The 25,798-nt window shown below is 60.5% G+C and carries 23 protein-coding genes and 1 pseudogene; 7 read left to right on the forward strand and 17 right to left on the reverse strand.

Translation table 11 applies throughout. The annotated features are described in order from the left end of the window. Window positions 1-81: 81 nt before the first annotated feature. The 3 genes from AC3WMT_RS01400 to tpx all read right to left on the reverse strand — a co-directional run bounded on the left by AC3WMT_RS01400 (window position 82) and on the right by tpx (window position 5,176). Window positions 82-3,183 carry an MdtB/MuxB family multidrug efflux RND transporter permease subunit gene (locus tag AC3WMT_RS01400; protein WP_103302153.1) on the reverse strand — a complete coding sequence of 1,034 codons (3,102 nt, stop codon included), beginning with the start codon at window positions 3,181-3,183 and terminating at the stop codon, window positions 82-84. Continuing rightward, the gene (locus AC3WMT_RS01405; RefSeq protein WP_103302154.1) at window positions 3,180-4,487 is read right to left on the reverse strand and encodes an MdtA/MuxA family multidrug efflux RND transporter periplasmic adaptor subunit; all 1,308 of its coding nucleotides are present in this window, start codon (window positions 4,485-4,487) and stop codon (window positions 3,180-3,182) included. The genes AC3WMT_RS01400 and AC3WMT_RS01405 overlap by 4 nt, the downstream gene beginning before the upstream one ends. Window positions 4,488-4,675: 188 nt before the next feature. Next, window positions 4,676-5,176 carry a thiol peroxidase gene (gene tpx / locus AC3WMT_RS01410; protein WP_103302155.1) on the reverse strand — a complete coding sequence of 167 codons (501 nt, stop codon included), beginning with the start codon at window positions 5,174-5,176 and terminating at the stop codon, window positions 4,676-4,678. A 367-nt stretch (window positions 5,177-5,543) separates the two neighbouring features. Between tpx and AC3WMT_RS01415 the strand changes: the two genes are divergently transcribed. The 3 genes from AC3WMT_RS01415 (at window position 5,544) to AC3WMT_RS01425 (ending at window position 8,782) form a co-directional block, all read left to right on the forward strand. Further along, window positions 5,544-5,969 (forward strand): YciI family protein, encoded by a 426-nt coding sequence (locus AC3WMT_RS01415; protein ID WP_103302156.1) that lies wholly within the window; start codon window positions 5,544-5,546, stop codon window positions 5,967-5,969. Window positions 5,970-6,143: 174 nt separating this feature from the next. Continuing rightward, complete coding sequence (locus AC3WMT_RS01420) at window positions 6,144-7,781, forward strand: J domain-containing protein (RefSeq protein ID WP_103302157.1); 1,638 nt, start codon at window positions 6,144-6,146, stop codon at window positions 7,779-7,781. Continuing rightward, entirely contained in the window at window positions 7,778-8,782 is a 1,005-nt protein-coding gene (locus tag AC3WMT_RS01425; RefSeq protein WP_103302158.1) for a DUF3829 domain-containing protein, read from the forward strand. The genes AC3WMT_RS01420 and AC3WMT_RS01425 overlap by 4 nt, the downstream gene beginning before the upstream one ends. A gap of 46 nt (window positions 8,783-8,828) precedes the next feature. Here AC3WMT_RS01425 and AC3WMT_RS01430 read toward each other — a convergent pair whose 3' ends face one another. Continuing rightward, on the reverse strand, window positions 8,829-9,500 hold the full coding sequence (locus AC3WMT_RS01430; protein WP_103302159.1) for a DUF3313 domain-containing protein: 672 nt from the start codon (window positions 9,498-9,500) through the stop codon (window positions 8,829-8,831). A gap of 137 nt (window positions 9,501-9,637) precedes the next feature. On the opposite strand from AC3WMT_RS01430, the pseudogene AC3WMT_RS01435 reads away from it, so the two are divergent. Further along, a pseudogene (locus AC3WMT_RS01435) lies at window positions 9,638-9,939 on the forward strand (tetratricopeptide repeat protein); the annotation flags it as partial. 243 nt (window positions 9,940-10,182) lie between these two features. Here the strand turns inward: AC3WMT_RS01435 and AC3WMT_RS01440 are convergent. The 3 genes from AC3WMT_RS01440 to AC3WMT_RS01450 form a co-directional block, all read right to left on the reverse strand. Further along, on the reverse strand, window positions 10,183-11,154 hold the full coding sequence (locus tag AC3WMT_RS01440; RefSeq protein ID WP_103302160.1) for a hypothetical protein: 972 nt from the start codon (window positions 11,152-11,154) through the stop codon (window positions 10,183-10,185). 322 nt (window positions 11,155-11,476) lie between these two features. Beyond that, complete coding sequence (locus AC3WMT_RS01445; protein WP_103302161.1) at window positions 11,477-11,956, reverse strand: DUF934 domain-containing protein; 480 nt, start codon at window positions 11,954-11,956, stop codon at window positions 11,477-11,479. Next, the gene (locus AC3WMT_RS01450) at window positions 11,953-13,626 is read right to left on the reverse strand and encodes a nitrite/sulfite reductase (protein WP_103302162.1); all 1,674 of its coding nucleotides are present in this window, start codon (window positions 13,624-13,626) and stop codon (window positions 11,953-11,955) included. The genes AC3WMT_RS01445 and AC3WMT_RS01450 overlap by 4 nt, the downstream gene beginning before the upstream one ends. Window positions 13,627-13,973: 347 nt before the next feature. On the opposite strand from AC3WMT_RS01450, the gene ccoN reads away from it, so the two are divergent. Both ccoN and AC3WMT_RS01460 read left to right on the forward strand, forming a co-directional pair. After that, window positions 13,974-15,401, forward strand: coding sequence for a cytochrome-c oxidase, cbb3-type subunit I (ccoN, locus tag AC3WMT_RS01455; protein WP_103302457.1), 1,428 nt, complete (start codon window positions 13,974-13,976; stop codon window positions 15,399-15,401). An 18-nt stretch (window positions 15,402-15,419) separates the two neighbouring features. Further along, complete coding sequence (locus AC3WMT_RS01460; RefSeq protein WP_103302163.1) at window positions 15,420-15,638, forward strand: CcoQ/FixQ family Cbb3-type cytochrome c oxidase assembly chaperone; 219 nt, start codon at window positions 15,420-15,422, stop codon at window positions 15,636-15,638. Window positions 15,639-15,767: 129 nt separating this feature from the next. Here AC3WMT_RS01460 and AC3WMT_RS01465 read toward each other — a convergent pair whose 3' ends face one another. Continuing rightward, window positions 15,768-16,259: a hypothetical protein gene (locus tag AC3WMT_RS01465; protein WP_103302164.1), complete on the reverse strand. Its 492-nt coding sequence runs from the start codon at window positions 16,257-16,259 to the stop codon at window positions 15,768-15,770. Window positions 16,260-16,451: 192 nt separating this feature from the next. Here AC3WMT_RS01465 and AC3WMT_RS01470 point away from each other — a divergent pair, with 192 nt between their 5' ends. Further along, complete coding sequence (locus AC3WMT_RS01470) at window positions 16,452-17,144, forward strand: aspartate/glutamate racemase family protein (protein WP_103302165.1); 693 nt, start codon at window positions 16,452-16,454, stop codon at window positions 17,142-17,144. Between the two features lies 1 nt (window position 17,145). Here the strand turns inward: AC3WMT_RS01470 and AC3WMT_RS01475 are convergent, their stop codons facing one another. The 9 genes from AC3WMT_RS01475 to AC3WMT_RS01515 all read right to left on the reverse strand — a co-directional run bounded on the left by AC3WMT_RS01475 (window position 17,146) and on the right by AC3WMT_RS01515 (window position 25,787). Then, window positions 17,146-17,664, reverse strand: coding sequence for a GNAT family N-acetyltransferase (locus AC3WMT_RS01475; protein WP_103302166.1), 519 nt, complete (start codon window positions 17,662-17,664; stop codon window positions 17,146-17,148). 193 nt (window positions 17,665-17,857) lie between these two features. Beyond that, window positions 17,858-18,838: a LysR family transcriptional regulator gene (locus tag AC3WMT_RS01480; protein ID WP_103302167.1), complete on the reverse strand. Its 981-nt coding sequence runs from the start codon at window positions 18,836-18,838 to the stop codon at window positions 17,858-17,860. A 183-nt stretch (window positions 18,839-19,021) separates the two neighbouring features. Next, the gene (locus tag AC3WMT_RS01485) at window positions 19,022-19,969 is read right to left on the reverse strand and encodes a peptidylprolyl isomerase (protein WP_103302168.1); all 948 of its coding nucleotides are present in this window, start codon (window positions 19,967-19,969) and stop codon (window positions 19,022-19,024) included. Beyond that, window positions 19,966-20,439: a YbjN domain-containing protein gene (locus AC3WMT_RS01490; protein WP_103302169.1), complete on the reverse strand. Its 474-nt coding sequence runs from the start codon at window positions 20,437-20,439 to the stop codon at window positions 19,966-19,968. Before AC3WMT_RS01490 ends, AC3WMT_RS01485 begins: the two co-directional genes overlap by 4 nt. Before the next feature lie 16 nt (window positions 20,440-20,455). Beyond that, complete coding sequence (locus AC3WMT_RS01495; protein ID WP_103302170.1) at window positions 20,456-21,085, reverse strand: DNA repair protein; 630 nt, start codon at window positions 21,083-21,085, stop codon at window positions 20,456-20,458. Window positions 21,086-21,102: 17 nt separating this feature from the next. Continuing rightward, window positions 21,103-22,803, reverse strand: coding sequence for a putative porin (locus AC3WMT_RS01500; RefSeq protein ID WP_103302171.1), 1,701 nt, complete (start codon window positions 22,801-22,803; stop codon window positions 21,103-21,105). 39 nt (window positions 22,804-22,842) lie between these two features. Continuing rightward, on the reverse strand, window positions 22,843-23,547 hold the full coding sequence (locus tag AC3WMT_RS01505) for an energy transducer TonB family protein (protein WP_103302172.1): 705 nt from the start codon (window positions 23,545-23,547) through the stop codon (window positions 22,843-22,845). Between the two features lie 3 nt (window positions 23,548-23,550). Next, complete coding sequence (locus tag AC3WMT_RS01510; RefSeq protein ID WP_007915482.1) at window positions 23,551-23,976, reverse strand: ExbD/TolR family protein; 426 nt, start codon at window positions 23,974-23,976, stop codon at window positions 23,551-23,553. An 11-nt stretch (window positions 23,977-23,987) separates the two neighbouring features. Further along, a complete protein-coding gene (locus AC3WMT_RS01515) occupies window positions 23,988-25,787 on the reverse strand; it encodes a DUF2341 domain-containing protein (protein WP_103302173.1) in 1,800 nt (599 codons plus the stop codon). Window positions 25,788-25,798: the final 11 nt, after the last annotated feature.

The raw sequence follows: 25,798 nt of genomic DNA on the forward strand, positions 1-25,798 counted from the left end.
TAGCGGTGTGTCTGCCGACACTGATGTCGGATTCGGCGGCCTCATCGCGAGCAGGCTCACTCCTACAGGTTTTGTACTGGGTCATACCGCCACCTCTTCGGTGTCGGCATCGGTTTTGCCAAAACGACGGCCCAGGCGATCGAAGTACAGGTAGATCACCGGTGTGGTGAACAAGGTCAGCACCTGGCTCACCAGCAATCCACCGACCATTACCAGACCCAACGGTTGACGCAATTCAGCCCCGGAGCCGGTGGCCAGCATCAACGGCACGGCGCCAAACAACGCCGCCAGTGTGGTCATCAGAATCGGCCGGAACCGCAACAGCGCCGCCTGATAGATCGCCTCCTCGGGCGCCATGCCCTGGTTGCGTTCGGCATCGAGGGCGAAGTCGATCATCATGATCGCGTTCTTTTTGACGATGCCGATCAGCAGAATGATGCCGATGATCGCGATCATGCCCAGGTCGTTGCCGCTGAGCAGCAACGCCAGCAAGGCGCCGACCGCCGCCGACGGCAGGGTCGAGAGAATGGTGATCGGATGGATGTAGCTCTCGTACAGCACGCCGAGCACTATGTACATGGTCACCACTGCCGCCAGAATCAGCAGCAAGGTGCTCGACAGCGACGCCTGGAAGGCTTCGGCCGCGCCCTGGAACTGGGTCTGCACGCCAATCGGCATGCCGATGTCTTTCTGCACCTGTTCGATAACGTCCACTGCATGCCCCAGCGCCACACCCGGTGCGAGGTTGAACGACATCATCACTGCCGGGAACTGGCCGATGTGAGTGATCGCCAGTTGCGCCTGACGCTCTTCGACGTGGGCCAGACTCGACAGGCGTACTTGCGCACCGTCGGTGGTTTTGACGTGAATCTGATCCAGCGCCTGCGGGCCGATCTTCTCCCCGGCCTGCGCTTGCAGGACCACGCGGTACTGACTCGCCTGCGTATAAATAGTCGAAATCTGCCGCTGGCCGAAGGCGTCGTACAGCGCATCGGTGATGTTCGCCACCGAAACGCCGAGGCGCGAAGCGGCATCACGGTCGATGACCAGATAGACCTGCAAGCCTTTGTCCTGCAAATCGCTGGCGACGTCGGTCAGTTCCGGACGCTGCGCCAATGCTTCGACCAGTCGCACGCTCCATTGGCTGAGCAACTCAGAGTCAGGTGAAGACATGCTGAACTGGTACTGCGTGCGACTGACGCGATCTTCGATGGTCAAGTCCTGCACCGGCTGCATGAACAGACGGATACCGACCAGTCTGTCCAGTTGCGGTTGCAGGCGTGCAATCACTTCGGTAGCGGTCAGATCGCGCTCGCCGTGAGGCTTGAGGTTGATCAGCAAGCGACCACTGTTGAGCGTGGCGTTGTCGCCATCGACGCCGATGTAGGACGACAGGCTTTGCACCGCGGGGTCTTGAAGAATGACCTTGGCCAGTTCCTGCTGACGCTCGCCCATCGCGGCGAAGGAAATTGACTGCGGGGCTTCGGAAATACCCTGAATCACCCCGGTGTCCTGCACCGGGAAGAAACCTTTGGGTACGACCATATAAAGGAACACGGTCAGCGCCAGTGTGCCGATGGCCACCAGCAACGTCAGCGGTTGATGCTTGAGCACCCACTGCAACTTGCGCCCGTAAGCAGCGATCATCCAGTCGATGCAGGCGCCACTGGCCCGGTAGAAACGGCCCTGCTCATGCTCTTCCGGCTCGCGCTTGAGCAGGCGCGCGCACATCATCGGCGTCAAAGTCAGCGAGACCACGAGGGAAATCAGGATTGCCACCGCCAGAGTGATGGCGAATTCGCGGAACAGCCGTCCGACCACGTCGGCCATGAACAGCAACGGAATCAGCACCGCAATCAACGACAGCGTCAGGGAAATCAGGGTGAAGCCGATCTGCTTGGCGCCCTTGAGCGCAGCCTGCATCGGACTGTCGCCCTCTTCGATGAAGCGCGCGATGTTTTCCAGCATCACGATCGCATCGTCGACCACAAAACCGGTGGCGATGGTCAGGGCCATCAGGGTCAGGTTGTTGACCGAAAACCCGGCCAGGTACATCACGCCGAAGGTGCCGATCAGCGACAGCGGCACGGCCACAGACGGAATGATCGTCGCGCTGAAACGGCGCAAAAACAGGAACGTCACCATCACCACCAAGGCGATAGCGATCAGCAGTTCGTGCTGCACGTCAGTGACCGAGGCGCGGATGGTCTGAGTGCGGTCGGTCAGCACCGTGACTTCGAGACCGGCCGGCAGGTTGTCGGTGATGCTCGGCAGCAAGGCCTTGATCCGGTCGACCACTTCAATCACGTTGGCGCCCGGCTGGCGCTGGATGTTCAGCAATACGGCCTGATTCAGGTTGGCCCACGCGGCAAGACGCTCGTTCTCGGCACCGTCGACGATTTCCGCGACGTCCTTGAGCCGCAGCGGCGCGCCATTCTTGTAGGCGAGGATCAGGTTGGCGTAATCCTTGGGCGACGTCAGTTGATCGTTGGCATCAAGCATCGACACCCGGGTCGGGCCGTCGAAGTTACCTTTCGGCTGGTTGACGTTGGAGGCGCTGATCAGTGTGCGCACGTCCGACAGGTTCAGGCTGTTGGCGGCCAGTGCTTCCGGGTTGACCTTGATCCGCACTGCCTGACGCTGACCGCCGGCAATGCTGACCATGCCGACGCCGCTGATCTGGGCGATTTTCTGCGCCATGCGCGTATCGACCAGGTCATTGAGTTTGGGCAGGAGCATGGTTTTCGAGGTGATGGCCAGGGTCAGCACCGGGGTGTCCGCCGGGTTGACCTTGTTGTACACCGGCGGCGCCGGCAAGTCGGTCGGCAGCAGGTTGGTCGCGGCGTTGATCGCGGCTTGCACCTGTTGTTCGGCGACGTCCATGTTGATGTCGAGGCTGAAACGCAGGGTCAGCACCGACGCGCCGCCGGAACTGGTCGAGGCCATTTGCGTCAGGCCCGGCATCTGCCCGAACTGACGTTCAAGCGGCGCGGTGACGGCACTGGTCATCACGTCCGGACTGGCGCCGGGGTACAGGGTCATGACGCGAATGGTCGGGTAATCGACCTGAGGCAGCGCCGACACGGGCAGCAAGCGATAAGCGATCAGACCGGCCAGCACGATGGCCAGCATGCTCAGGGTAGTGGCTACCGGACGGAGGATGAACAGCCGCGAAATGTTCATGCGCCCTTCTTGGCCTTGTCAGTGACGGCGGCGTCAGTCGGGGTCGCGGCAGACTTGCCTTGCAAGTGTTCAGTCGGCGTGGTCGGCACTTGGTTGCTGTCGTTGACCACCTCCACTTCGCTGCCCTCTTTCAGGCGGTCGGTACCTTCCAGCACCACGCGATCACCCGCTGCCAGGCCTTCGGTGATGACCGTGTTTTCACCGTCACTGGCGCCGATTTTCAACTGGCGGATGGTGACTTTCCTGTCACCGTCCAGCGCATAGACGAAGGTGCCGTTGGTGCCGAACTGGATGGCGGCGGACGGTGCCAGGACCACGCCTTTGAGCGTATCGGCGAGCAGGTGCACGTTGACGAACTGATTGGGGAACAGCGACTGATCGCGGTTCTCGTAACGGGCCTTGAATTTCAGCGTGCCGGTGGCGACGTCGATCTGGTTGTCGAGGCTTTGCAGCACGCCGGTGGCTTGCAATTTGGTGTCGCCGCGATCCCAGGCTTCGGCCGGCAGTTTGGCGCCGCTGCGATAGCGGGCGAGCACGGTTTCCAGGCTGTTTTCCGGGAGTGTGAAGGCAACACTGATTGGCTGGGTCTGGGTGATCACCGCGAGGAACGTGGTGTCGTTCGCCGTGACGAGGTTGCCGACGTCGACCTGACGCAGGCCTACGCGACCGGCAATTGGCGCGCGGATTTTGGTGAATTCGAGATTGAGCTTGGCGTCGTTGACCGCTGCCTGATTGGTCTTGACCGTGCCCAGGTACTGACCGACCAGCGCTTCGGCGGTATCGAGGGTCTGTTTGGCGATGCTGTCCTCTTTGAACAAACCGCGATAACGCTCGACGTCGACCTGTGCGTTTTTCAGCTGCGCCTGATTCTGCAGCAAGGTGCCTTCGGCCTGGAGCAAGGCGTTCTGGTAAGGGCGCGGATCGATCTCCGCCAGCAGGTCGCCGGCCTTGACCATCTGGCCCTCTTCGAAATTGATCTTCACCAGTTCGCCGCCGACCCGGCTGCGCACGTTGATGGTGTTCAACGCAGTCACTGTGCCCAGCGCCTTGTAATACAACGGGAAGTCACCCGTGACCGCTGGCGCCACACGCACCGGAATCGGTCCGGAGCCACCGCCGAAGCCTGGGCGCATCATCCCCGAACGCCCGGTGTGCCCGGCCGCAGCCTTGTCTGCGCCCTCCTTGTGGGCTGAACCGGCCGGCCAGAATTTCCAGCACAGGACGGCGATAACCAACAAGACCAGCAGGCTGATCAGCCAGCGACGGGAGTGACGGGGGGACGATTGCATGGATTGATTAACCATTGGGCGCGTGGGCTTCTTTTACAGGAGGCTGAACGATAAGCACTGGTGGGGGTAAAGCAAAGCAGCTTTACCGGCAATTTACCTTCAACTTACGTTTCAAGGTGTGAGGCAAAACACTGATACACAAATGAAAACGGCCTGGACAGGGCCAGGCCGTTAACAATTGTAAACCGCTTGTTTCAGAACACTTATTTCAGAACGGCCAGAGCCGCTTCGTAATTAGGCTCTTCAGCGATTTCCTTGACCAGTTCGCTGTGCAGGACGTTGTCGTTTTCGTCCAGAACCACGACGGCGCGAGCGGTCAGGCCTTTCAGCGGGCCGTCAGCGATGGCCACACCGTAGTTCTCGATGAACTCGGCACCGCGCAGGGTCGACAGGTTCTGCACGTTTTCCAGACCTTCGGCACCGCAGAAACGGGCCTGAGCGAACGGCAGGTCAGCCGAGATGCACAGCACTACGGTGTTGGCGACTTCGTTGGCCTGAGCGTTGAACTTGCGTACGGAAGTGGCGCAGGTCGGGGTGTCAACGCTTGGGAAGATGTTCAGCACTTTGCGCTTGCCGGCGAAGTCTTTCAGGGTGACATCGGACAGATTGCCGGCAACCAGGGAAAAGGCTGGCGCCTTGGAACCGGCTTGTGGCAACTGGCCGTTGACTTGAACCGGATTGCCTTTAAGGGTGACTTGAGCCATGACTTGAGTCCTTCTGATGTTTTGATTGGAAAGCATGCAAGAGGCCGAAGTTAACCACGAAATTGTCCGACGACCTATGCCCTGTCTGGAAATTGTTGGGTGCCTGCGGGAAAAATTGTATACAACCGCGCAACCGATCCTCTGTAGGATTGAGCCTGCTCGCGATGGCGGTGAATCAGGCAGCTATTTGTTAACTGACACGACGCCATCGCGAGCAGGCTCACTCCTACAGGAGATCTCTGTGGTCAGCAGTGCTTTTGCTGCTTGTTAAAACGCCGGACTGCATCTTTATTCAGTGAACCTGTCGATTCATGCCCTGCCCGTTCGACCAAGCAGTGAATCCCCCACACTCCACGGAGTAACCGCCATGCGATTCATGATCCTTGTAAAAGCCAACGCCGCCTCTGAAGCTGGCATCATGCCCAGCGAAGAACTGATCACCGCGATGGGTAACTTCAATGAAGAGCTGGTCAAGGCCGGCATTCTGGTCGATTGCGATGGCCTGCACCCCAGCAGTAAAGGTGCCCGCGTGCACTTCTCCGGCGACAAACGCACGGTCATCGACGGCCCGTTCCTTGAGACCAAGGAGCTGGTGGCCGGTTACTGGATCTGGGAAGTGAAATCGAAAGAAGAAGCCATCGAATGGGTCAAGCGCTGCCCGAACCCGATGCCGGGCGAGTCTGAAATCGAGATTCGCCAGATATTCTCTGCTGAGGACTTCGGTGCCGAGTTCACCCCTGAAGCCCGTGCGCAGGAAGAGCGCATTCGCGAGCAGGCGAAGAAAAATCTTTGACTGACGTTTAAATGTACATCCGGTATCAAATGCCGTATCTGGAGTTGATGCGACCGCTCGAACTCAAGAAATGAACAACGTCTGAGGACTTTCTGACGCGAAACAGGTAGGGTGCGCAAAATCAAATTGCCACCACTGGACCGCGTCGCAGGTTTTCATGGAGTTGTACACGCAATGAGTTGCTGGACCGTCCTTGGCCTTTCGGCCGACGCCGATACGCGCAGTATCAAACGCCAATACGCCGCCCTGCTCAAAAAAACCCGTCCGGACGAAGATCCGGAGGGGTTTCAGCGCCTGCGCGATGCGTATGAACAAGCCCTCAATGACAAGGAATGGGCACAGTTCCACGCAGACCGTGAAGCCCCCGAGCCTGACGCCAGCCAATGGGACTTGACCGGCCTGACCGTGGTCGAAGCCGATGCCCTGCAACTGGTCACGCGCTCGCTGGACGGTATCAGCCTCGAAGAACTGCGCCAGCGTCACGCACTCGCCGTCGAGCAAGGGTGTGCGCACATCCTCGAAGAAACCCTGTTGCAGCATTGCATCGAACAACCGCAATCGTCCGGGCCGCTGGTGGATTGGGCGGTGCAGCAGTATCACTGGTTCAGTGCCTGGCAACGCCTTGAGCTGGACGAAGAATCCGTTGAACTGCTGCTGGCTCAACAGCGTGAGCGCGTCACCCAGCCCCTGTGCGATGCACTTGAGCAGCAAGACAGTGAAGCTTTTTTGCAGGCTTACCAGGATCGCGTCAACGTCCTCTGGCTTGAAGGCGAAGTGCACCGACAATGGTTCAACCGCTTTTTGAGTCAGTTGCTGCTGGACAGCCGTTACTGGTCTGCGCACATTTTCGAGCAGGTTTGCGCCGGCCAGGACTGGCACGCAGGCCCGTCGAACCGCTGCCCCGAAAGCGAGTGGAAGCGACTGGTCGCGCGCCATGAGGCGCCGATTTTTCTCGCGCGACAGCGCCAGCTCGCCCAGGAACCGCTCGCCACGCCGCAACACCGCGCCGCACGCCTGTTGCTCGGCAACAGCCCCTTCAGTCAGCGTCGGGCGCTGGCCCGGCGCCTGCACGAGGAGGACTGGGCCCAGTGCCGTCAGTTGAGTTCAGCGCTGTACGCCAACACGCCCGAGATCTGGGCGGACATGCCCGGCGGCACCGCGTTCTTCTGGCGCGATTGGGAAACCCGTTTCAACGACTGGCCAACTTACGTGGGCGTCGTGCTGGCCTGCCTGATCGGCGCATTTACCCACTTCATCCCCCAGGGTCTGCGTCTCAGCGGGCTGATCAATATCGTCATGATCACAACGGTGGTGTTTGCGGTGATCGGCGCCGGCCTCAATTGGCTGGTGCATGATTTTGCCCATCGCTGGTGGGTGCTGGATGACCGGCTCAGTGCGCGGCTTTGCCTGGGTTTCGCCGCTGAGTCACCGCCGTTCGGGGTCCTGCGCGATCTGATTCCCTGTGCACTGATGGTGGCCGGGTTGAGCTGGTTTTTCGGCCCGATCGCCGGCGTAGTGTACGCCACGACGTTGGCGACTTTCGGGCTGATACGTCGGCGGCAGGTCAAGCCACACGTTTCCTGGGAACAGACCAACCCGCTGCTGAAAGTCTGTCTGACGACCCTCGCGACCATGCTGTTGATCGTTGTGCTCGGCGTGATCAATGTGATCGGCAGCCAAGGCACGGTCAAGCGCAACCAGGGGCTGCAACCCTGGACCGAACGTTTGTGCAGTCGCATGCCGGCGACCACCGCTGAATGCAGCGCACCGGCAACCGTTGAACAGTGGTACGGCAAGGAGGCGCACCCATGAATACCAAACTGCTGTTCCCGATCGGTCTGGTGATCGGTATCGTCGTCATGGGTTTGACCGGCGCCAGTCGCCCCTTCTCCCAACTCGACCTCTGGCTCGATCAACGCGATGCGCCGGTCACCGCCCAAGCCAATGCCTTGAGCCCGCTGATTGCCTGCGTTAATCGGGTCGACGTGCAATGGCGCGTGGCTTATGACCTCTACAAGACCCCACAGCCACCTCGGCAGATCACCGAGCAATGGTTGCGCAGCCTCAGCGATTTCGAAGACAGCGATGCGCACAATGTGCGCGACATCCAGCGTGACCTGTGCTCCAGGCGTCTCGCTGAAAAGCTCGAGCTGTTGGCCTATCAGCCGGAACTGGCACAAACGGCAAATGCCTACGCTCGCGCGCTGGACCAGGTGGCGATGACGATACCAAGCGGCCGGTTTGACCGGGAAGCGAGCTTTGTCACCGGGACACAGAATGCCGCGGCCCTCATTGTCGAAAATGTTTTTATTCCGCCCGTGGCAGACAGTTACAACAGCGCTTCAATCGCACTGAGAGAAAGCCTGCTGCCCCTCGATGCCGCGCAGCGACCCGAACAGTTGAAGCGCCTGGAAGAACGCGTGGGCAAGGACATCCACTGGTATTTGCTGGCCTATATGATCCAGGCGCGAGAGACCATCGATTTGCTCGATGCAGCCATGAAAAACCGCACGCTGACTCCGCAACTGCTGGCCGACACCACGGCAAAACTGCAACAAGCCTGGGATCGTCGGGAACCCTTTCTTGTCGCGCAAACGAGTGGCGGTTTCCAGACCAAGACTGACGCGGCACGGGATCTGTGGTTGTACATCGGCAAGCCGTCGACCGTCTATCTACAGGCGTTGAACACCCTGCACAAGGACTGGCAGGAACACGCCCCACCGCAGCGCCTGAGCGACGACTTCTACACGGTCGGCCGCAGTTACGATGGGCTGCTCAGCTACTACAACCGCAGGGCCAGAGCCGAGTTTTGAGGCCGCACGCGGGATCGCTCACCCTGAACGATCCCGCTGCCGGATCTTACTTCGCCTTGAGTTTGAGGTAGGACTGATGCAAGTCCGAAGCCCAGCCATCGATCACGCCTTTGACGTCATTGGCTTTCATCACTTGCGAATCGTTTTCCAGTGGTTTACCGGTACCTTTGCGCACCACCTGGGCGACGACTTTGTTGTTGCCGCCGTCGAGGAATACCGCTTCGGTGGCCAGGGTGGTTTCCTGATCGCGGATGCCGCTGGCGGTACTGACCGCTGCTGCCACCAGCGCAATCGGAATGACTTCGTAAGGCTTGAGGCCTTCGGTCTTGCTGCTCACCGCAGTGATTGCCGCACGCACCACGATCACCCCTGGGCCAGGACCGGCGGCCAGTGGCAGCGACTTGCCGATTTCGCGTTTGAGTGCCTGATCGTAATAGCTGGTGATGCCGTTGAGGGTCTGCTGCGGAATCTTCGTGGTCGGTTGCGGTTTTGGATAGAGCTGGGTCGGTTCGATATAGACGCTGGTGAATTTGTTGATATCGACTTTCGGATCGATCCAGCGCATCACTTCGGCGCCGGACGGCGACTTGGCCTCCTTGAGCTGGCTGTAGTCCTTGAGAAACCCGGAGTATTCATCGGGAGCAACGGTTTTGCTCGAGCAGCCGACCACGCCGAGGGTGGCGATGCAAAGCGTGCCCATCATTACTGCTAGCTTCATGCTGTAACTCCTGTCAGAAGGCCTGAATGTATTGCTTGAGGGGGTGCTACAGGTATAGCCAAAACCTCGGCAATTGCGATTCGAAATCACAAAATTCATGCAAGACTGCGCGGCGCCTCACACGCGTCATTTGAGACGAAAGCCTGTGGCTGATCCGCGCCGGGAGAACCGCCGAGGCGATGACCCCGCTGAAAAAGCCGCTGAACTCGAGCCGCAGAACGCGCAGTACGGTTACGTGCTGGCAGTGGCCCTGCACGAGAGTGGCAAAGTCGAAGAGGCGTACGCGGTACTGGAAGGCCTGCTCAAGGTCCAGCCGGCCAACCGCAATGCGCGGCTGTCGTTGATTCAGTGGTATCTCGACAGCGGTCAGGAACCGAAAGCGCAGGTGCTGTTGCAGGGCTGGAAGAAGATGAACATGGGGGATCCGGCCCTTAAGTGATCGGCGGAGGATTGTTGGCCCTCATCCCAGCCCTCCCGAAACGTCGGACCGCCCAGAGGTAGAGGGGACCGATTGTGGGATATTCGAGAGATACAGCGACCTGAACGAAGTGCTTTGAATCCAGAATCAACTCGGTTCTTCACGTCGGTGCAGGACTCAAGACAACTCGGTCAGTCCCCTCTCCCTCCGGGCGGTCCGACGTTTCGGGAGGGTTAGGGTGAGGGGCTCTTGATCTCTACGCGATTACCAGGAAGATTCGCCGCTGCGCAGGGCGATTTCGCGTCGGCTGTGGATGCGCATCGCCTTGATCAGCGACACCGTCCCGACCATCAGAATCGCCGCGCCAAACAGGAAGTCGATGTTGTACAGCTGGAAGTCCTGCACCGGCCCGATCAACAACCCTCGCACCACGGCAACGCCGACCAGCGTGGCCAGGAAGTCGATCCCTGGCGCGTCACGATAGAACACCAGCATCAACGGCAGGCACAGCACCAGCAGAAGCATCAGCACGACCACCTTGAACGAACCTTTGCGCTCGACGCTGAACGCGCATTCGTGCGGGCCGTAGGCCTTGTAGTCTTCGTCACGGATCATCGAGGTTTTCTCGTTGATGTAGTCGACGCGGTTGTACTTCTGGATCGGTGTGAAGGTATTGGACATCTCCATCAGCGTGGTGATGTTCTTGAAGCGCAGGTCGATGCGTTCGCTGCCCTTGAGGTAATAAAGCACCGGTTTATAGCCATAACGGTAGGTATCGAACGGGAACTCGGTGACCTGGCCCTGAACGCCGATCGGGCGTGGCTCCAGTTCCGCGTAAGCACTTTTGTTGGTGGCCGAGAGGTTGCGGCTCAGTGGCTGCACCTTGACCTGCTCAAGGAAGATCGGCGTGGCGCCGTAGGTCCACTGCAACGGTTCCAGACGCAGGCGCAGTTCGTTGCGGCTCAGGTCATAACGGTTGAACGTGCGTTCGGAAACCACCAGCGAACCGCTGAGCATGAACTCGCCGCGCAGGTTGTTGGTGACGCGCAAGGTCAACTGATCCTTGCCCAGCAACGCCGCTTCGTTGGTCGGCGGAGTGCCGCACCACGCTGTGCTTTCGCCCGCGCCGCCGAGTTGGCCGTCGCGGTTTTCCTTGAATACATAAAAGTAACTGGCCCACAGCGTCAGCAGCAAAAGAAACGCTGTGAGGCCGAGGATTTTCTTGCCCGGACTCACTGATCAGACTCCCTTCTTCGGTTCCATCGTCCAGCCGAAAACCCGCTGGCGACGGCGACTCTAACAAAAGGCCATCATCGACCCAAGGGAAAATGCCTGATCGGCGAAGGTTGTAAGGGTTTCCCCTGCATGCGTAACACCCTGTGGCGAGGGGATTTATCCCCGATCGGCTGCGCAGCAGTCGCAATCCCGGCGGACGCGGTTGAGCTGCGAGAGCCAGTTGGCAGGTTTAGGGGCCGCTGCGCAGCCCATCGGGGCGGTGCGACGTTTCGCTAAATCCCCTCACCACAACGTTACACACCACAGGGAGTAAATCCCGTACTCAGCGTCGACGGAATAGCGGACGTGGTTCGATGACTGAGCGGCCATACAGCACACTCATTCCCGCCAATCCCTTCAGGGCATCTTCGGCCGATTTGTCCTCGCGCACGGCAAAACTGTCGAAGCCACACTGGCGCATGTGGCTGAGTTGATCGCGCAGCACATCGCCAATCGCGCGCAACTCCCCTGCCCAGCCGAAACGACTGCGCAGCAAATACGCCTGACTGTAAGCGCGGCCGTCGCGAAAACTCGGGAAGTCGAGGGCAATCAGCGGCAGCGAGGCCAACCATGGAACCAGGCTTTCGACGTCGTCGTCCGGCCCCAACCACACAGCGTGGGTCGACGGCGCTTCCAGCCAGTGCGCCAGCGGCAGAATCAATAATCCTGCGGGTCGCGGTGTTGATGGTTCACGAATCAATGTCCACGGATCATCCGCCACCATCCGCGCTACGCCCTGCTCCAGCCGCAGCAGATTATTCATGCCGAGACCTCCAGTGCTTTCGGATACACCCGCTCCTTGAACGGTTCCAGGCCAATCCGCGCCAAGGTATCGACAAACAACTCCTCACTCTCGCGGTAGCGCACAAAGGTGCCGATGATCCGCTCGATGACCTGCGGCACTTCAGCGGCGCTGAACGACGGACCGATGACTTTGCCCAGTGCGCTGTGCTTGCCCTGCGCGCCACCGAGGGTGATCTGGTACCACTCGCTGCCGTTCTTGTCGACGCCAAGGATGCCGATATTGCCGATATGGTGATGGCCGCAGGCATTCATGCAGCCGGAGATGTTCAGGCTGATGTCGCCCAGATCGTGCAGATAGTCGAGGTTGTCGAAACGCGCCTGAATCGCTTGGGCAATCGGGATCGACTTAGCATTGGCCAGCGCGCAGAAGTCGCCGCCGGGGCAGGCAATTATGTCGGTCAGCAAGCCAACGTTGGCGCTGCCCAGATTTCGCTCGCACGCCAGTTGCCACAAGGCATACAGATCGGCTTTCGGCACATCCGGCAGGACGATGTTCTGTTCATGGGCAATGCGGATCTCGCCGAAGCCGAAACGCTCCGACCAGTCGGCGACTGCCAGCATCTGCAACCCGGTGACGTCGCCCGGCGGCGATACCCCGCCCGGCTTGGTCGACAGGACCACGCTGGTGTAACCCGGCACCTTGTGTGGCTGCACGTTGCGCGCCACCCAGCGGGCGAACGCCGGGCTTTCGGCGAGGCGCGTGCCGAAGTCCAGATCGGTATCCGGCAACGCCCGATAGGTCGGCGGCACGAAGGCGCTGGCAACCCGCTGATATTCGCCATCGGTGAGCTGCGCCGGACCGTCCTTGAGGTGCTGCCATTCTTCCTCGACTTCTTTGGAAAACGCCTCAATGCCCAACGCCTTGACCAGAATCTTGATCCGCGCCTTGTACTTGTTGTCGCGCCGGCCGTGGCGGTTGTAGACCCGCAGCACCGCTTCGACATACGACAACAGATGCTGCCACGGCAGCCCGTCGCGAATCTGCAAACCGAGGATCGGCGTGCGCCCCAATCCGCCACCGACGATCACTCGCAGGAGCATCTGGCCGTCGCGGCCGGGGTAAAGGTACAGGCCAATGTCGTGCATCATGATCGCCGCGCGATCCTGCTTCGCCGAGCAGATGGCGATCTTGAATTTGCGTGGCAGGAAGAGGAATTCCGGGTTGATCGTCGACCACTGCCGCAGGATCTCCGCCAGCGGTCGCGGGTCGATCAACTCGTCCGCTGCAACGCCGGCAAAGGCTTCAGTGGTGATGTTGCGTACGCAGTTGCCGGAGGTCTGGATCGCATGCATGTTGACCTGGGCCAGACGTTTGAGAATGTCCGGCACCTCCGCGAGTTCGATCCAGTTGAACTGCATGTTCTGCCGCGTGGTGAAGTGGCCGTAGCCACGGTCGTAATCAGCGGCGATGCTCGCAAGGGTGCGCATCTGTTCGGCGCTTAGCGTGCCGTAGGGAATCGCTACGCGCAGCATGTACGCATGCTTTTGCATGTACAGGCCGTTTTGCAGACGCAGCGGCAGAAACTCTTCTTCGCTCAATTCCCCGGCCATGAAACGCTCGACCTGATCGCGAAACTGCGCAACGCGCTCAAACACCAGTGCGCGGTCGTAATCATCGTATTGGTACATGCAACTGCCACCTCATCAAGACGCACACAATTCCTGTAGGAGTGAGCCTGCTCGCGATTGCGGTGTGTCAGTCGACATCTCTGTTGTCTGACACACCGCAATCGCGAGCAGGCTCACTCCTACAGATTTTGCGAGGACTATGGCACTACGGCGCAGCACGCAACAGATTCACCTGAAACGATAAAAACCGTATCAGGACGCGGCAGAACGCCGCAGGCAGTACCTCAATCTGATCCGCATAAATGAAAGATTCCTGAGCCTGTTTTGTTTCCGGTGGGGTTTCTACAGTGCAACCCATGCCAGACCGGGTGGCCTGGCAAGACTTTGCAACCGTGGATGAACTGACCATGAGCACAGCAACAATCGGACAGGCTTATAACTACAAGGTCGTCCGCCAATTCGTTATCGCGACGGTTTTCTGGGGTGTCGTGGGCATGGCGATGGGGGTATGGATCGCCTCGCAACTGGTATGGCCGGAGATGAATCTGGACTTGCCGTGGACCACCTTCGGTCGCTTGCGGCCCTTGCACACCAGCCTGGTGATTTTCGGCTTTGCCGGCAGCGCGCAATTCGCCGCCAGTTACTACGCGGTGCAGCGCACCTGCCAGGTGCGGCTGTACTCGGACAAACTTGCCGCGTTCACTTTCTGGGGCTGGCAATCGGTGATCGTGATCATGCTGATCACCCTGCCGATGGGCTACACCACCACCAAGGAATACGCCGAGATCGAATTCTCCGGCGCCGTGTGGATGGCTGTGGTCTGGGTCGCTTACGCCATCGTGTTTTTCACCACCGTGGTGCAGCGCAAGACCAAACACATCTACGTCGGCAACTGGTTTTTCGGCGCGTTCATTCTGGTGATCGCCATGTTGCACGTGGTCAATCACCTATCGATTCCGGTGGACTGGTTCAAGTCGTATCCGGTGTATTCCGGTGCCACCGACGCCATGGTGCAGTGGTGGTACGGGCACAACGCGGTGGGCTTCTTCCTGACCACCGGGTTCCTCGGGATGATGTATTACTTCGTGCCGAAACAGGTGAACCGGCCGGTGTATTCGTACCGGTTGTCGATCGTGCATTTCTGGGCGCTGATCACCCTGTACATCTGGGCCGGCCCGCACCATTTGCACTACACCGCCCTGCCGGACTGGGCGCAATCGCTGGGCATGGCGATGTCGCTGATCCTGCTGGCACCGAGCTGGGGCGGCATGATCAACGGCATGATGACCTTGTCCGGCGCCTGGCATAAATTGCGCACCGACCCGATCCTGCGCTTCCTCGTGCTGTCGCTGGCGTTCTACGGCATGTCGACGTTCGAGGGGCCGATGATGGCGATAAAGACCGTCAACGCCCTCTCCCACTACACCGACTGGACCATCGGCCACGTCCACGCCGGCGCGCTCGGCTGGGTGGCGATGATCACCTTCGGCGCGACCTATCACATGGTGCCCAAGGTCTTTGGCCGCGAGCAGATCTACAGCACGCCGCTGATCAACCTGCACTTCTGGCTGGCGACCATCGGCACGGTGCTCTACATCGCCTCGATGTGGGTCAACGGCATCACCCAAGGCCTGATGTGGCGGGCGATCAACGAGGACGGCACGCTGACTTACTCGTTTGTCGAGGCACTGCAGGCCAGTCACCCGGGGTTCATCGTGCGCTTTGCCGGCGGGGTGTTCTTCCTCAGCGGCATGTTGCTGATGGCTTACAACGTCTGGCGTACGGTACGCGTCGCCGATGTGGCCATCGCCCACCGTGAAGCGCAGATCGCCTGAGACAGGGAGCCGGTGAATATGGATATTTTCTTCAATGTGTTGGGGGTGGTTTTTCTGTGGCTGGCGGTGGAGTACTGCCTGCGGCGGGAGACCGCACAGAGTCTGGAGGATGCGAGCATGGTGCCGTTTGCCGATGATCCGGAGGTGGCGCGGCGGGTTGAGCTGGCCACGGGTAAAACCGTGAAGGCTGTGGCGCCAGAAATAGCCAAACCCGGCTGGATTAACCTCGATATGTAAGTCACCCAAAACCAATGTGGGAGCGAGCCTGCTTGCGAATACGGTAGATCACTCGACATCGATGTTGAATGATGTATCACATTCGCGAGCAGGCTCGCTCACACTGAGAAATGTGTGAATCCCTGCGATCTAGGTGCGGTCCCGGGGAATCAGGCTCTGCAGTTGCTGCGCCAGAAAATCCGCATCAAACACAAAGGTATCCGGGTCCTTCAGCCCATTGGTCTTGCGCCACTGCCACTCGCCGTTCGGCAACCCCACCAGCGAAATACTGCCGTAGCGCGCCGCCGTCAGGCCCATCACCGCCAGCGAAATCTGGCCCGCGCTGCCCATCACGTCGGGCACGAACTCCACCGGTTTGCCGGCGATCACGATGCTCAGCTTTTCAGTCTTGAAGGTCGAAGTCTCTACCGGGGTGCTCGGGCCGAAAGCGACATACACCTCGCGGCTCACTTCCAGCAGATTCGGTGCCTGCACCGGCTCCAGCCATTGCTGGATATGGCTGAACAGTTCGCTGATGCGGGTTGCCCAGGTCTGTGACTGCGTTTCGAACAATTGCTTCTTGTGCGCTTCACTCTCGGCATAGTGACGAAGCATTTCGCCCAGCTGTTGTACGTCGTTCATCGGTACGTTCCTCGGTGAGCCTGCGTTCTCCGATAGTGACAGATCGAAGCGCCGGCGTACGTTAAACCTCAGAACCCGGCACCGGGACACTTTGCAGAAGGATCAACGGTACAGTTTGCCTGGCACTGGCATGCGCTCGCGAACAAATGGACACTCTGCCCAAGCCCAACCTTCATCACCAAGGGAAGTCCAATGCGCACCATCGGCATGATCGGCGGCATGAGCTGGGAGTCCAGCGCCGAATACTATCGACTCATCAATCAACAGGTCCGTGATCGTCTCGGCCCATTGCGCTCGGCACAAGTGCTGATGTACAGCGTCGATTTCGGCCCGGTCGAACAAGCCCAGCATGCCGGGCGCTGGGAAGACGCGGCGGCGATTCTGGTGGATGCCGCGCGCAGGCTTGAGGCCGGCGGCGCCGAATGCGTCGTGCTGTGTACCAACACCATGCACAAGGTCGCCGAGCAGATTCAGGCCGCGATCAGCATCCCGTTCCTGCACATTGCCGAACCGGCCGCGCACGCCGCGATTGCAATTGACGCGCGAACGGTCGGCTTGCTCGGTACGGCATTTACCATGGAACAAGACTTTCTCAAGCAGCGCCTGATTGCCCAGGGTTTGACGGTATTGGTGCCCGATGATGCTGAACGCCAGCAGGTGCACCGGATCATCTACGACGAACTGTGTGTCGGGGTGATCAGCGAGGCATCCCGCAAGATCTACCAAAAGGTGATCGAGTCACTGACGGCGCGTGGCGCCCAGGCGATTATTCTCGGCTGCACGGAAATCGGCCTGCTGATCAAACCCGAACACAGCGCCCTGCCCTTGCTCGACACCACCGAACTGCATGCGCAGTCGGCGGTGGCGTTCGCGCTGGGCGACTGACTCAGGCTTTGGGACGGTTGCGCAAACGAGCCATGCTCAGGGTGTCGACCCATTGCCCGTCGCGCACCGCGTAGTCGCGAAACAGGCCTTCGGTCTCGAAACCGAACTTGCGATAGAGACCGATGGCCGCCTCGTTATCGGCGTACACCGACAGCTCGACGCGGTGCAGATTCATCCAGTTGTCGGCGACGTCCAGCGCCGCTGCCAGCAAGGCCGAGCCCACACCCTTGCCTTGCCACGCCACCGCAACGGCCATGCCGACGTTGCCGGCGTGGCTGCGGCGAATCCGCGAATAGTTTTCCAGCCCCAGATTGCCGATCACCACGCCCTGGTGCAGCGCCACCAGTTGCACCACACGCTCGTTGTCCGGCATCAGTCGCTTGCGCCAGATTTCGGTGGCTTGAAACGGCATTTGCAACACCTGCCGGGTCACGGCCGGATCGTTGTACAGCGCGGTGATGCCCTCGACGTGGGATTCGTTGAAGCGCTCGATATGAATGGCGGGTTTGTGCTCGGGCATGGCGGATCGGTCCGTGATCGATGTGTGGCCGCCCACTCTAAACCGATCAACACGTTGTCTGCCATAGGTAGATATTTGTAGGAGCGAGCCTGCTCGCGATAGCGGTGTATCAGTCGAAATTGGTTAATCTGACACACCGCTATCGCGAGCAGGCTCACTCCTACAAGGGAATGTCGGCGTAGAGGGAATAAGGTCAGCTCTGGAACCATTCCTGGCGTTCATTGAAGGTGTGGTGGATCAGTTCCACCAGCGTCTGCACTTCGGCGATATGTTGCGACTCGGCATTCACCGCCAGCCACGCCTGCAACTGCATCGACTCCTCGAACAACCCCGGCAATGCCACCAACCCACGGTCGTAGCGGCTCATGTAAATGGGCAGCAGGCCGATGCAGGCGCTGCACCGGATCATTTCCAGCATCAGCTCGTAAGACTGCATCTGCACCACCCCGGCCAGGCGTTGCTCGACGAGGTTGTTCCATGGGCGGAAGCTGTCGATCTGACGATCGTGCTGCCATTGCACCAGCATGAAATCGGCGAGGTCGTCAGCGCTGTCCGGGCGCGCGGTAACGCGGGAGTAGCGTTTGGCGATGTGCGGCAGATAGGCCAGGCTCGCAAGACGCTGCGGTTCGCTGGTGGCAAAGGTCGGGCCGGGATGCGCGGTGTCGCCGTGGGCGAGCCACAGCACGATGTCGGCGCTGACCGCACGCAGGGACAACTCGCTGTCGAGAGCGATGATTTCCAGACGCACGCTGGCGTTGCGCCGTAGCAGGGCGATCAAGTCACGGCCGAGAATGTCATGCAGGATCGATTCGGCGACGGCCAGACGTATCAATGGCTGCTCGACCACCGGCAGTTTGCGTTCGTTGGCCAGGGCGACCAGTTTGGCCTGCAGTTGCTGGCCTTCGCGGGTCAGGCTCAGGGCGCTGCCCTGAAAGCTGAACAAGGTGTGTTGCAGGGTTTGCTCAAGCTGCGCCAGTTGCTTGCGCAACAAGGTCGAACGCACATTGAGACTGCGCGCGGCTTGCATGAAGCAACCGCAGCGGGCGCTGACCAGAAAGTATTGCGCGACTTCGGCGTCGATCGTCGCGGCTTGCGCCAGCCAGGATTCGCTGGCGTCCTGCGCCCAGCGAAATTCGGCGCTGCCCTGTCGTCCTGCGGGTTCGGTGAATGACATCGATGACTCCCTGTCGATCTTTGTTGTTTGATGGCTTCCAGCACTTGATAAACATCTGAACCCTGTGAGGGACCTGTGGGAGCTGGCTTGCCAGCGATGAGGTGGGCACATTCAACATCGCTAGACTGACATTCCGCTATCGCTGGCAAGCCAGCTCCCACAGGGGTTGTGGTGAAAGTGAAATCAGAGTTTTTCCTCAAGGACCTTGTTGAGTTCAGCGCCGTCGATACTCAGGGTCGCGGTGTTGAGCATGCCGTCCAGGTACGCCTGGGCAATCTGCTCCTGCCGTTGTGCACGCAAGGCCTGGGTCAGTTGATCGCGCAATTCATCCAGCGTCGCCGTACGGGCCGGTTGCTGTTCGGTGAGTTTGATCACATGAAACCCGGCCGCGCTTTGCACAGGGTCAGACACTGCGCCGACCTTGAGCCGTGCCACCGCGCCGCGCACTTCCGGCACCAGTTGCTGCAACGGTTGCAGCCCGGTGTCGCCGCCGCGTTCGGCGGTGACGCGATCCTGCGAATATTGCGTCGCCAGCGCGGCAAACTCCCCCGGTGCGGCCTGAGCTTTCTTGCTCAATTCCCCCGCCTGTTTGCGCACTGCCTCAAGGTTCTGCGGCTCATTCACGGCCAGAAAAATCTGACTGACCCGATACAGCGCCGGCGTCTGCCAATTGGCTTTGCCGGCGTCATACGCCTGCTGCAACTCGGCCGCACTGGGATAATCGGCCGGCACTTGGCTGACCGAACGCAAATAATCGCGGAAGACAATCTGTTCAGTCGCCGCACGCGTCTGCCGTGCGACGTCGGGCCGCTGCGCCCAACCCTGGGCATCGGCCTGCTCCAGCACCGCTTTCTCGGCCAGGCGCGTACGAATCCAGCGCTCCAGCGCCTCACGATTGCCGCGCAGTTGCTCGCGGGTTTCGGCCGGGACAGTCGCCAGCAGTGCCTGCAATTCGGCCGGCGACACCTGCTGATTGCCCAACCTTGCCACCGCCGGCCCCCCGGCAACCGCCGCCACCGGCGCCGATTGCTGAGCGGCGACCGGGTCACTGCCCGGTCGCACGGCCAACGCCACGGCCACCACCAACAGCGCCACCGCAGCGGCGCTGATCACCATGGCAGGCTTTTTCACAGCGCGACTTCCTCTTGCTCGGCCACGGCCACTTTGGCGGTCTGCGCGGCGGCGCCGTTCTGGGTGAAATCACGCAGATAGACGATGAATTCCTGCAACAGACGATCCCACAGTTCCAGATTGCCGCGCAGGTGATCGTTGCTCACGCCTGCCGCGACCACCACGTCCATTTCCATCACCAGAAACTCGCCCTGCAACGACAACCGCGCAAAACGACGGGTCGCGTTCCACTGTTCGGCCACACCCTGCGGCAACTCACCCTGCACGCGCAGCGCGCAACTGAAAGTGAAATCGACAAAGCTGCCCTGCTCCACTGCCGGGTTGCCGAAACGCACAGCGTAACCAATGCCTTGGCTGGCGCTGAGCAACTGAACGATGCCGTTTTGTTCGGTTTCGTTGACGCGATAACCGGCTGCTTGCAGAACTTCGGTCAGGGATTTTGGCGATACGTGGCTGATCAATTTAGTCATTGTTTCTTCCTTGTTTTCAGTGTGCGAGCGCGGCTTGCGGCGCGTCGAATTGAGTCTTGTAGAGGTCGTCACCGAACCCCTGGGCCAATTCATCGAACTTGACCCGGGCACTGCCCGCGAAGGGCTGGCGAATCTTCATCACCTCGGCCACATCGATGTTTTCGTAGGCGCTGAGGATCTGTTTGGCGACGCCGTACATCTGCTGATTCTTGACTGAACATTGCTGCACTTGTGTGTCACGTTCAGCCAATTGCGCTTGAAGCTTAGACCGTTCTGCCTCTTTGGCACGGGCCATGACCAGCAACTCGTCATAGGCCTTTTTGAACTTGCCGGTCTGCTCATTGCTGGCCGCCACTTGCGCCTGCGCCTGGCTGTGCAGGCTCTGCTGCTGCCCGGCCAGTTGCTCGGCAACGCCTTTGGCCTTGGCCAGTTCAGCGCTCAATTGCCTGATTTGCGCCTGCGCAGCCTTCGCCTCGTTCTGCGCCGCCAGTTGCGCGGCGCTGGCCTGGGCCTGCTGACTTTGCAGGGCCTGCAACTGCTGCGTGGTGCTGCGCAATTGCGTGCGCAGGCGTTCTTCCATGCCTTCAGCAGTTGCCCCGGTGGCAATCAACATGCCGAGCCCCAGCCATAAAAAGCGGATTTTCATCACCCTCTCCCGGCGCCTTAGAAGCGCGTGTTGATCTCAAGCTGCAAGACGTCGATGTCGAACGGCGCGCCGTATACCGCTTCGGTGCTCATCCAGCGACCTGTCGCGTAAACGTTCTTCGCCAGACCGTAGTTACCGCCGATGAAGTATCCCTTGGCGTTGGTGCCGCCGAGGTGGAACGACGAGTCGTTGAAACCGTCCGGCAAGGCATCCGGCTGGATGTACTTGTAGCCGGCGAACATGTTCCAGTCGCCCTGCTTCTTCAGGTCCAGCGCACTGCCGAGGGTGAACTGCACCATCCACGCATTGGCGCCGCTTTCGATGTCGCCATTGCTGTCGAGGTTGTTGACGATCTGTCCGGCCGAGCGCTTGCGCATGTCGCCTTCGTCGTAAGCGAGGTTGTGGATGTAGTTGCCCTGGCTACGCAGTTTGAAATCTTCTGGCAGGTCGGCATCCCAGACCAGGTTCAGATCGAGCAGGTTGAATTCGGACGCGAGGCCAACGAATTGCGGCTGCGGCGTGGTGGTCGGGTTGAGCGGGTTCGGCGTGATATCACGCAGCAGGAATACGCTGTTGCCCTTCTGCATGAACGCCGCGCGGCTGCCATCGCTGTCGCATCCCGGGGCGCCGGCCCACGGTTCGCAAGGGCTGGAGCGCTGGCCCTGAATGTCGTCGAAACGGTAGTAAGCCAGTGCGCCTTTCAAGCGGTTGTTGCTGTTGATCGCCCATTTGGCGCCGATCTGCGCGCCGTACAGCCACTTGTTGTCGCTTTCTTCCTTGTCGAAGCCGTTGCTGCTGGCGGTGTCGTTGGTGTAATCCACCGGAAACGCGCCGACGGTGCCGAACACGCCCCAGTCGCGGCTGAGCTTGTGATCGAAAATCGCCGCCACACCGTCGAAGTTCAAGTCGTTGGAATAGAGCATGTCGGTGGACATGAACGGGTTGGCGAAGCGCCCGCCGGTCAGGGTCAATTCATCCGTAGGCTTCCAGTTCAGGTAACCCTGATCGAGCCAGATGTCTTTCTTGGCGAAACCGCCGCCGAGGCTTTGCGTGGTCGACACCGGGTTGTTGTCAGAGCCGGTGCCGATGCGGATGCCGGCAGTCCATTGCGGCGAGATCTCCGCTTTCATGCCCAGACGTGCACGAATGCGGAACTGGTTGGTGCGGTCTTCGCGGGTGTTGAGCAGCGGCGGCAGATTGGTGCTGCTGTTCGGGTTCACATCGTACGGGCCGTTGTTGTTGAGCTTGGCGAAGTCGACGATCTCGTTGCTGTTGCTGTCGGAGTAGTAGCGCGATTCGTCACGCAGACGAATGTCGCCGTCGAAGCTGATGCGCGCAGCCCATTCCGGGAAGCTGTTCGGCGCTGCCCAGTTTTCCTGTTTGGCGGTGGCCATGACTTCGGCTTTGACCTGATCGCGGATCTGGTCGCGCACGGCGGCCGGTACGTATTGCACGCGTACATCGCCCGGCGCGGCGACGGGTCCGGCAGCCACTACAGCGCTGGAGGCAGCGGCCTGCTTGGCCTGCGCCGCTTCGTTCTGCGCCTGAGCGATCAGCGCGTCAGCCTTGTCCTGTTTCAGAATGCCCTGCTCGACCAGCAAGCGGATCAGATTGATCGTGGCGTTTTCCGAGGGCGCAGGCGCTGCCACGGCCTGACCGACCAGGGTCGCAATGACCATGCCGACCGCCAGGGACAATCGATTCACGTTGGAAATCATCTGCACACAACTCCTTTTCATACAGCTTTATGAATTCGGTTAACCCGGACGCCGCCCTTGCAGGGACATGCGCACAGGCAGGGTGATGGAGGCCGGCGGCCGTTCGCTCAGGTGCGGCGCGTTACGCAGTGCCGCCAACACCTGAGTGTCGATTTCGGGGTTGCCGCTGGACTTGATCAGCTCGACCCGGGTGATCTCGCCAACGCTGCTCAGCCACACATCGGCCTGCAACGTGAACGCTAGGTTGCGCAGATCAGGGTTCTCGCGCAGCAGCTTCTGGAAGGTGAACGCGAGGAACTGGCTGTAAGTGCCGTTGCCCAGTCGTCCGCCACCGGCACCGGCCATGCCGCCGCCCTTGCCCGCGCCGATGTTGAACGCGTCGTTGCCGGACTGAGCGTCGCCGTCCATTTGCATCGGATTGGCCAGATCGTCCGCCGGCGATGGCGGTGCTTCTTCCTCGGGCTTGACCTCTTCCGGTTCAGGCGTTGGCTCAGGCTCGACGACTTTTTCTTCCACCGGAGTTTCCGGCTCTGGTGGTTTCTCCGGCGGCGGAGGTGGCGGGGGCGGCAACGGAATGATCGTCGGCACCTTCGGCGCTTCGCGGCGGATGCCGCTCATGTCGTTGGCCCATTGCCACAGCAGATACGCGGCGATGGCGCCGAGCAGCAGCCCGGCGCCCCATTTCACAAAACGCAACGGCGACCGTTTCACGGGCAGCGGCTCGAAGGGCATTTGTGCAGTCATGACTCAGCCCTGACTCGGTTTGCCGGTCACAAGACCGACCTGGGACAGTTCGAGCCGGCGCAGCAGATCCAGCACTTCGATGACTTTCTGGTATTGCACCGTCGCATCGCCGCGCACGATCACCGGGAAGTCCGGGCTCTGCGCCTTCTCGATGCGCAGGCGCTCTTCCAGCTCGGCCAGGGTCACCGGGTAGGCATCGAGGAACACCTGACCGCCGTCGTTGACCGAAATCGCCTTGGTCTTGGCCTCGGACAACGACACCGAAGCGCTGGCCTTGGGCAGGTTGATCTGAATCCCCGAGACCTGCGCCGTGGCGGTGAGGATGAACATCACCAGCACCACCATCAGCACGTCGACCAGCGGAGTGATGTTGATGCTGTCCACCGCTGCATCTTCGTCATCGTCGTGGGAGGCATTTACAGACGCCATGTCAGTGCTCCTCAGGCCGGTACGGAGTGGTTGGCGTGATGGCCGCGCTGATGCGATGCCTCACTGAACTGGCTCTCGCCGTGCATCTCGGCCAGACGGGTGATGAACTCGTCGACGAACACACGCATGTCGGCGCTGACTTCCTTGTTGCGGGTGATCAGGCGGTTGTAGCCAAACAGCGCCGGGATCGCGACGAACAAGCCCATCGCTGTGGCGAGCAATGCCGCTGCCATGCCCGGGGCGATCGCATTGATGTTGACGTCGCCGGCCATCGCCGTGCCGAGGAACACCACCATGATCCCCAGCACGGTGCCGAGCAGGCCGATGTACGGGCCGCCGGCGATGGCGTTGGACAGGGTCGAGAGTTTCGAGCTGAGTTGCTGGTTTTCACGGGTACGCACGCCGTCCATGGAGCAGCGGATGGCTTCGATGGTCGCAGCGGAAACCGACGAGGTATCGGCGCCCTGCTCGCGGCGGGTGCGGATCTCTTTCACCGCGACTTGATAGAGGCGCCACAGCGGCGAGTGCTGCAAACGCTGGGCGAGTTGCGTGTCGTCCGCAAACATCTCCAGACGCGTGCCGACCTTGGCGAATTGCACGCGGAAGTCTTCGTTGGCTGCGGTCACGCGGCTCAAGGTGCGGTTCTTGCGCAGCATGATGATCCAAGACTGGAACATCATCAGCACCAGCACGGCGATGATCACCCAGGCATCGATTGGCACCGCGTTGAGCAGGAAGCCGAGGCTGCCGAAACCAAAACCGGATTGCTCTTCATCGACGCCGTAAGCGACCAGTTTCGATTCGGCGCCCTGCGAGGTGGCGTCGGCCAGTAACAACGGCGCCGGACGCGCGACTTTCGACAGACGCAGTTCGTCGATGGCGCCTACGAACGGCTGGAAGGCACTCGCTGAAAGATCAGCGCCGATGGCCATGACCGAGTTGAATGCCGGCATCGCCAGCGCCAAGGTCGCGCCTTCGCGGCCGTTGATGTACAGGGTGACTTTCGAGCCTTCAGCGGTCAGCGCGACGTGCTGCCATTGGCCCGGATTCAGCGCTTGGGTGGCGACCGCACGTTGGCCGTCGATCTCCACAAACGGTACGCCTTGGTTGGCACCGATCAGCAGACTGTTGGCGCCTTCACGACGGGCCAGAATCAGTTGCTCGCCACTGGCCTGATCCAGACGCAGCCAGGCACTAAAGGTGAACGCGCTGCCAGCATTGTGCTGCAACGACGGACTGGCCGGCAGCAACAACGGCTGACCGCTGAACTGCAAGGCCCGCCCTACTACGCCGTCAATCGCCGCGCCAGTCGCGCTTTGCGCGGTGTTGCCGTAGGCGGTGGTGTCTTTGGCCGGAGTACCGGTGGCGCCATCGAAGTGATAAAGCGCGGTGTAATTCGGATCGAAGGTCAGTTGGCCGTTGCCCGTCGCCGGGGCCTTCTGATTGCCGTAATACATCCAGATGTCCTGGCGCTGGCCGCCCTCGACATTCGGCACGTCGACCCAGATCAACGCCATGCCCATCAGCGCATCGAAGCTTTCGATCTGGTGATTGAGCACAGTCTTGTCGTCAGCCGCGACGAAGCGCAGATCCGAACCGTCCTCTTTCACCCCGTCAAAGGTGAAGTTGCCGGTGTGCAGGCGCACCAGCAGCGCGGTGCGGCCGAGGGCCTGATTGATCGCCGCGCCCTGCGGCGTGGTGTCGACGGCAATCTGTTTGCGGTAATGCCAGTCGTCCTGCCACCAGGCCTGAGCCGTGGCCGGGAGCACGAAGCCCAGGCAGATCAACAACGAAAGAATGAGGCGCTGCATGAACGTGCTCC

Source organism: Pseudomonas sp. FW305-7 (assembly GCF_058786735.1).

Coding starts and splice junctions, on each gene's coding strand:
- AC3WMT_RS01400 (WP_103302153.1), bottom strand. CDS start 3,183: ATGAACATTTCGCGGCTGTTCATCCTCCGTCCGGTAGCCACTACCCTG.
- AC3WMT_RS01405 (WP_103302154.1), bottom strand. CDS start 4,487: ATGGTTAATCAATCCATGCAATCGTCCCCCCGTCACTCCCGTCGCTGG.
- tpx (WP_103302155.1), bottom strand. CDS start 5,176: ATGGCTCAAGTCACCCTTAAAGGCAATCCGGTTCAAGTCAACGGCCAG.
- AC3WMT_RS01415 (WP_103302156.1), top strand. CDS start 5,544: ATGCGATTCATGATCCTTGTAAAAGCCAACGCCGCCTCTGAAGCTGGC.
- AC3WMT_RS01420 (WP_103302157.1), top strand. CDS start 6,144: ATGAGTTGCTGGACCGTCCTTGGCCTTTCGGCCGACGCCGATACGCGC.
- AC3WMT_RS01425 (WP_103302158.1), top strand. CDS start 7,778: ATGAATACCAAACTGCTGTTCCCGATCGGTCTGGTGATCGGTATCGTC.
- AC3WMT_RS01430 (WP_103302159.1), bottom strand. CDS start 9,500: ATGAAGCTAGCAGTAATGATGGGCACGCTTTGCATCGCCACCCTCGGC.
- AC3WMT_RS01445 (WP_103302161.1), bottom strand. CDS start 11,956: ATGAATAATCTGCTGCGGCTGGAGCAGGGCGTAGCGCGGATGGTGGCG.
- AC3WMT_RS01450 (WP_103302162.1), bottom strand. CDS start 13,626: ATGTACCAATACGATGATTACGACCGCGCACTGGTGTTTGAGCGCGTT.
- ccoN (WP_103302457.1), top strand. CDS start 13,974: ATGAGCACAGCAACAATCGGACAGGCTTATAACTACAAGGTCGTCCGC.
- AC3WMT_RS01460 (WP_103302163.1), top strand. CDS start 15,420: ATGGATATTTTCTTCAATGTGTTGGGGGTGGTTTTTCTGTGGCTGGCG.
- AC3WMT_RS01465 (WP_103302164.1), bottom strand. CDS start 16,259: ATGAACGACGTACAACAGCTGGGCGAAATGCTTCGTCACTATGCCGAG.
- AC3WMT_RS01470 (WP_103302165.1), top strand. CDS start 16,452: ATGCGCACCATCGGCATGATCGGCGGCATGAGCTGGGAGTCCAGCGCC.
- AC3WMT_RS01475 (WP_103302166.1), bottom strand. CDS start 17,664: ATGCCCGAGCACAAACCCGCCATTCATATCGAGCGCTTCAACGAATCC.
- AC3WMT_RS01480 (WP_103302167.1), bottom strand. CDS start 18,838: ATGTCATTCACCGAACCCGCAGGACGACAGGGCAGCGCCGAATTTCGC.
- AC3WMT_RS01490 (WP_103302169.1), bottom strand. CDS start 20,439: ATGACTAAATTGATCAGCCACGTATCGCCAAAATCCCTGACCGAAGTT.
- AC3WMT_RS01495 (WP_103302170.1), bottom strand. CDS start 21,085: ATGAAAATCCGCTTTTTATGGCTGGGGCTCGGCATGTTGATTGCCACC.
- AC3WMT_RS01500 (WP_103302171.1), bottom strand. CDS start 22,803: ATGATTTCCAACGTGAATCGATTGTCCCTGGCGGTCGGCATGGTCATT.
- AC3WMT_RS01505 (WP_103302172.1), bottom strand. CDS start 23,547: ATGACTGCACAAATGCCCTTCGAGCCGCTGCCCGTGAAACGGTCGCCG.
- AC3WMT_RS01510 (WP_007915482.1), bottom strand. CDS start 23,976: ATGGCGTCTGTAAATGCCTCCCACGACGATGACGAAGATGCAGCGGTG.
- AC3WMT_RS01515 (WP_103302173.1), bottom strand. CDS start 25,787: ATGCAGCGCCTCATTCTTTCGTTGTTGATCTGCCTGGGCTTCGTGCTC.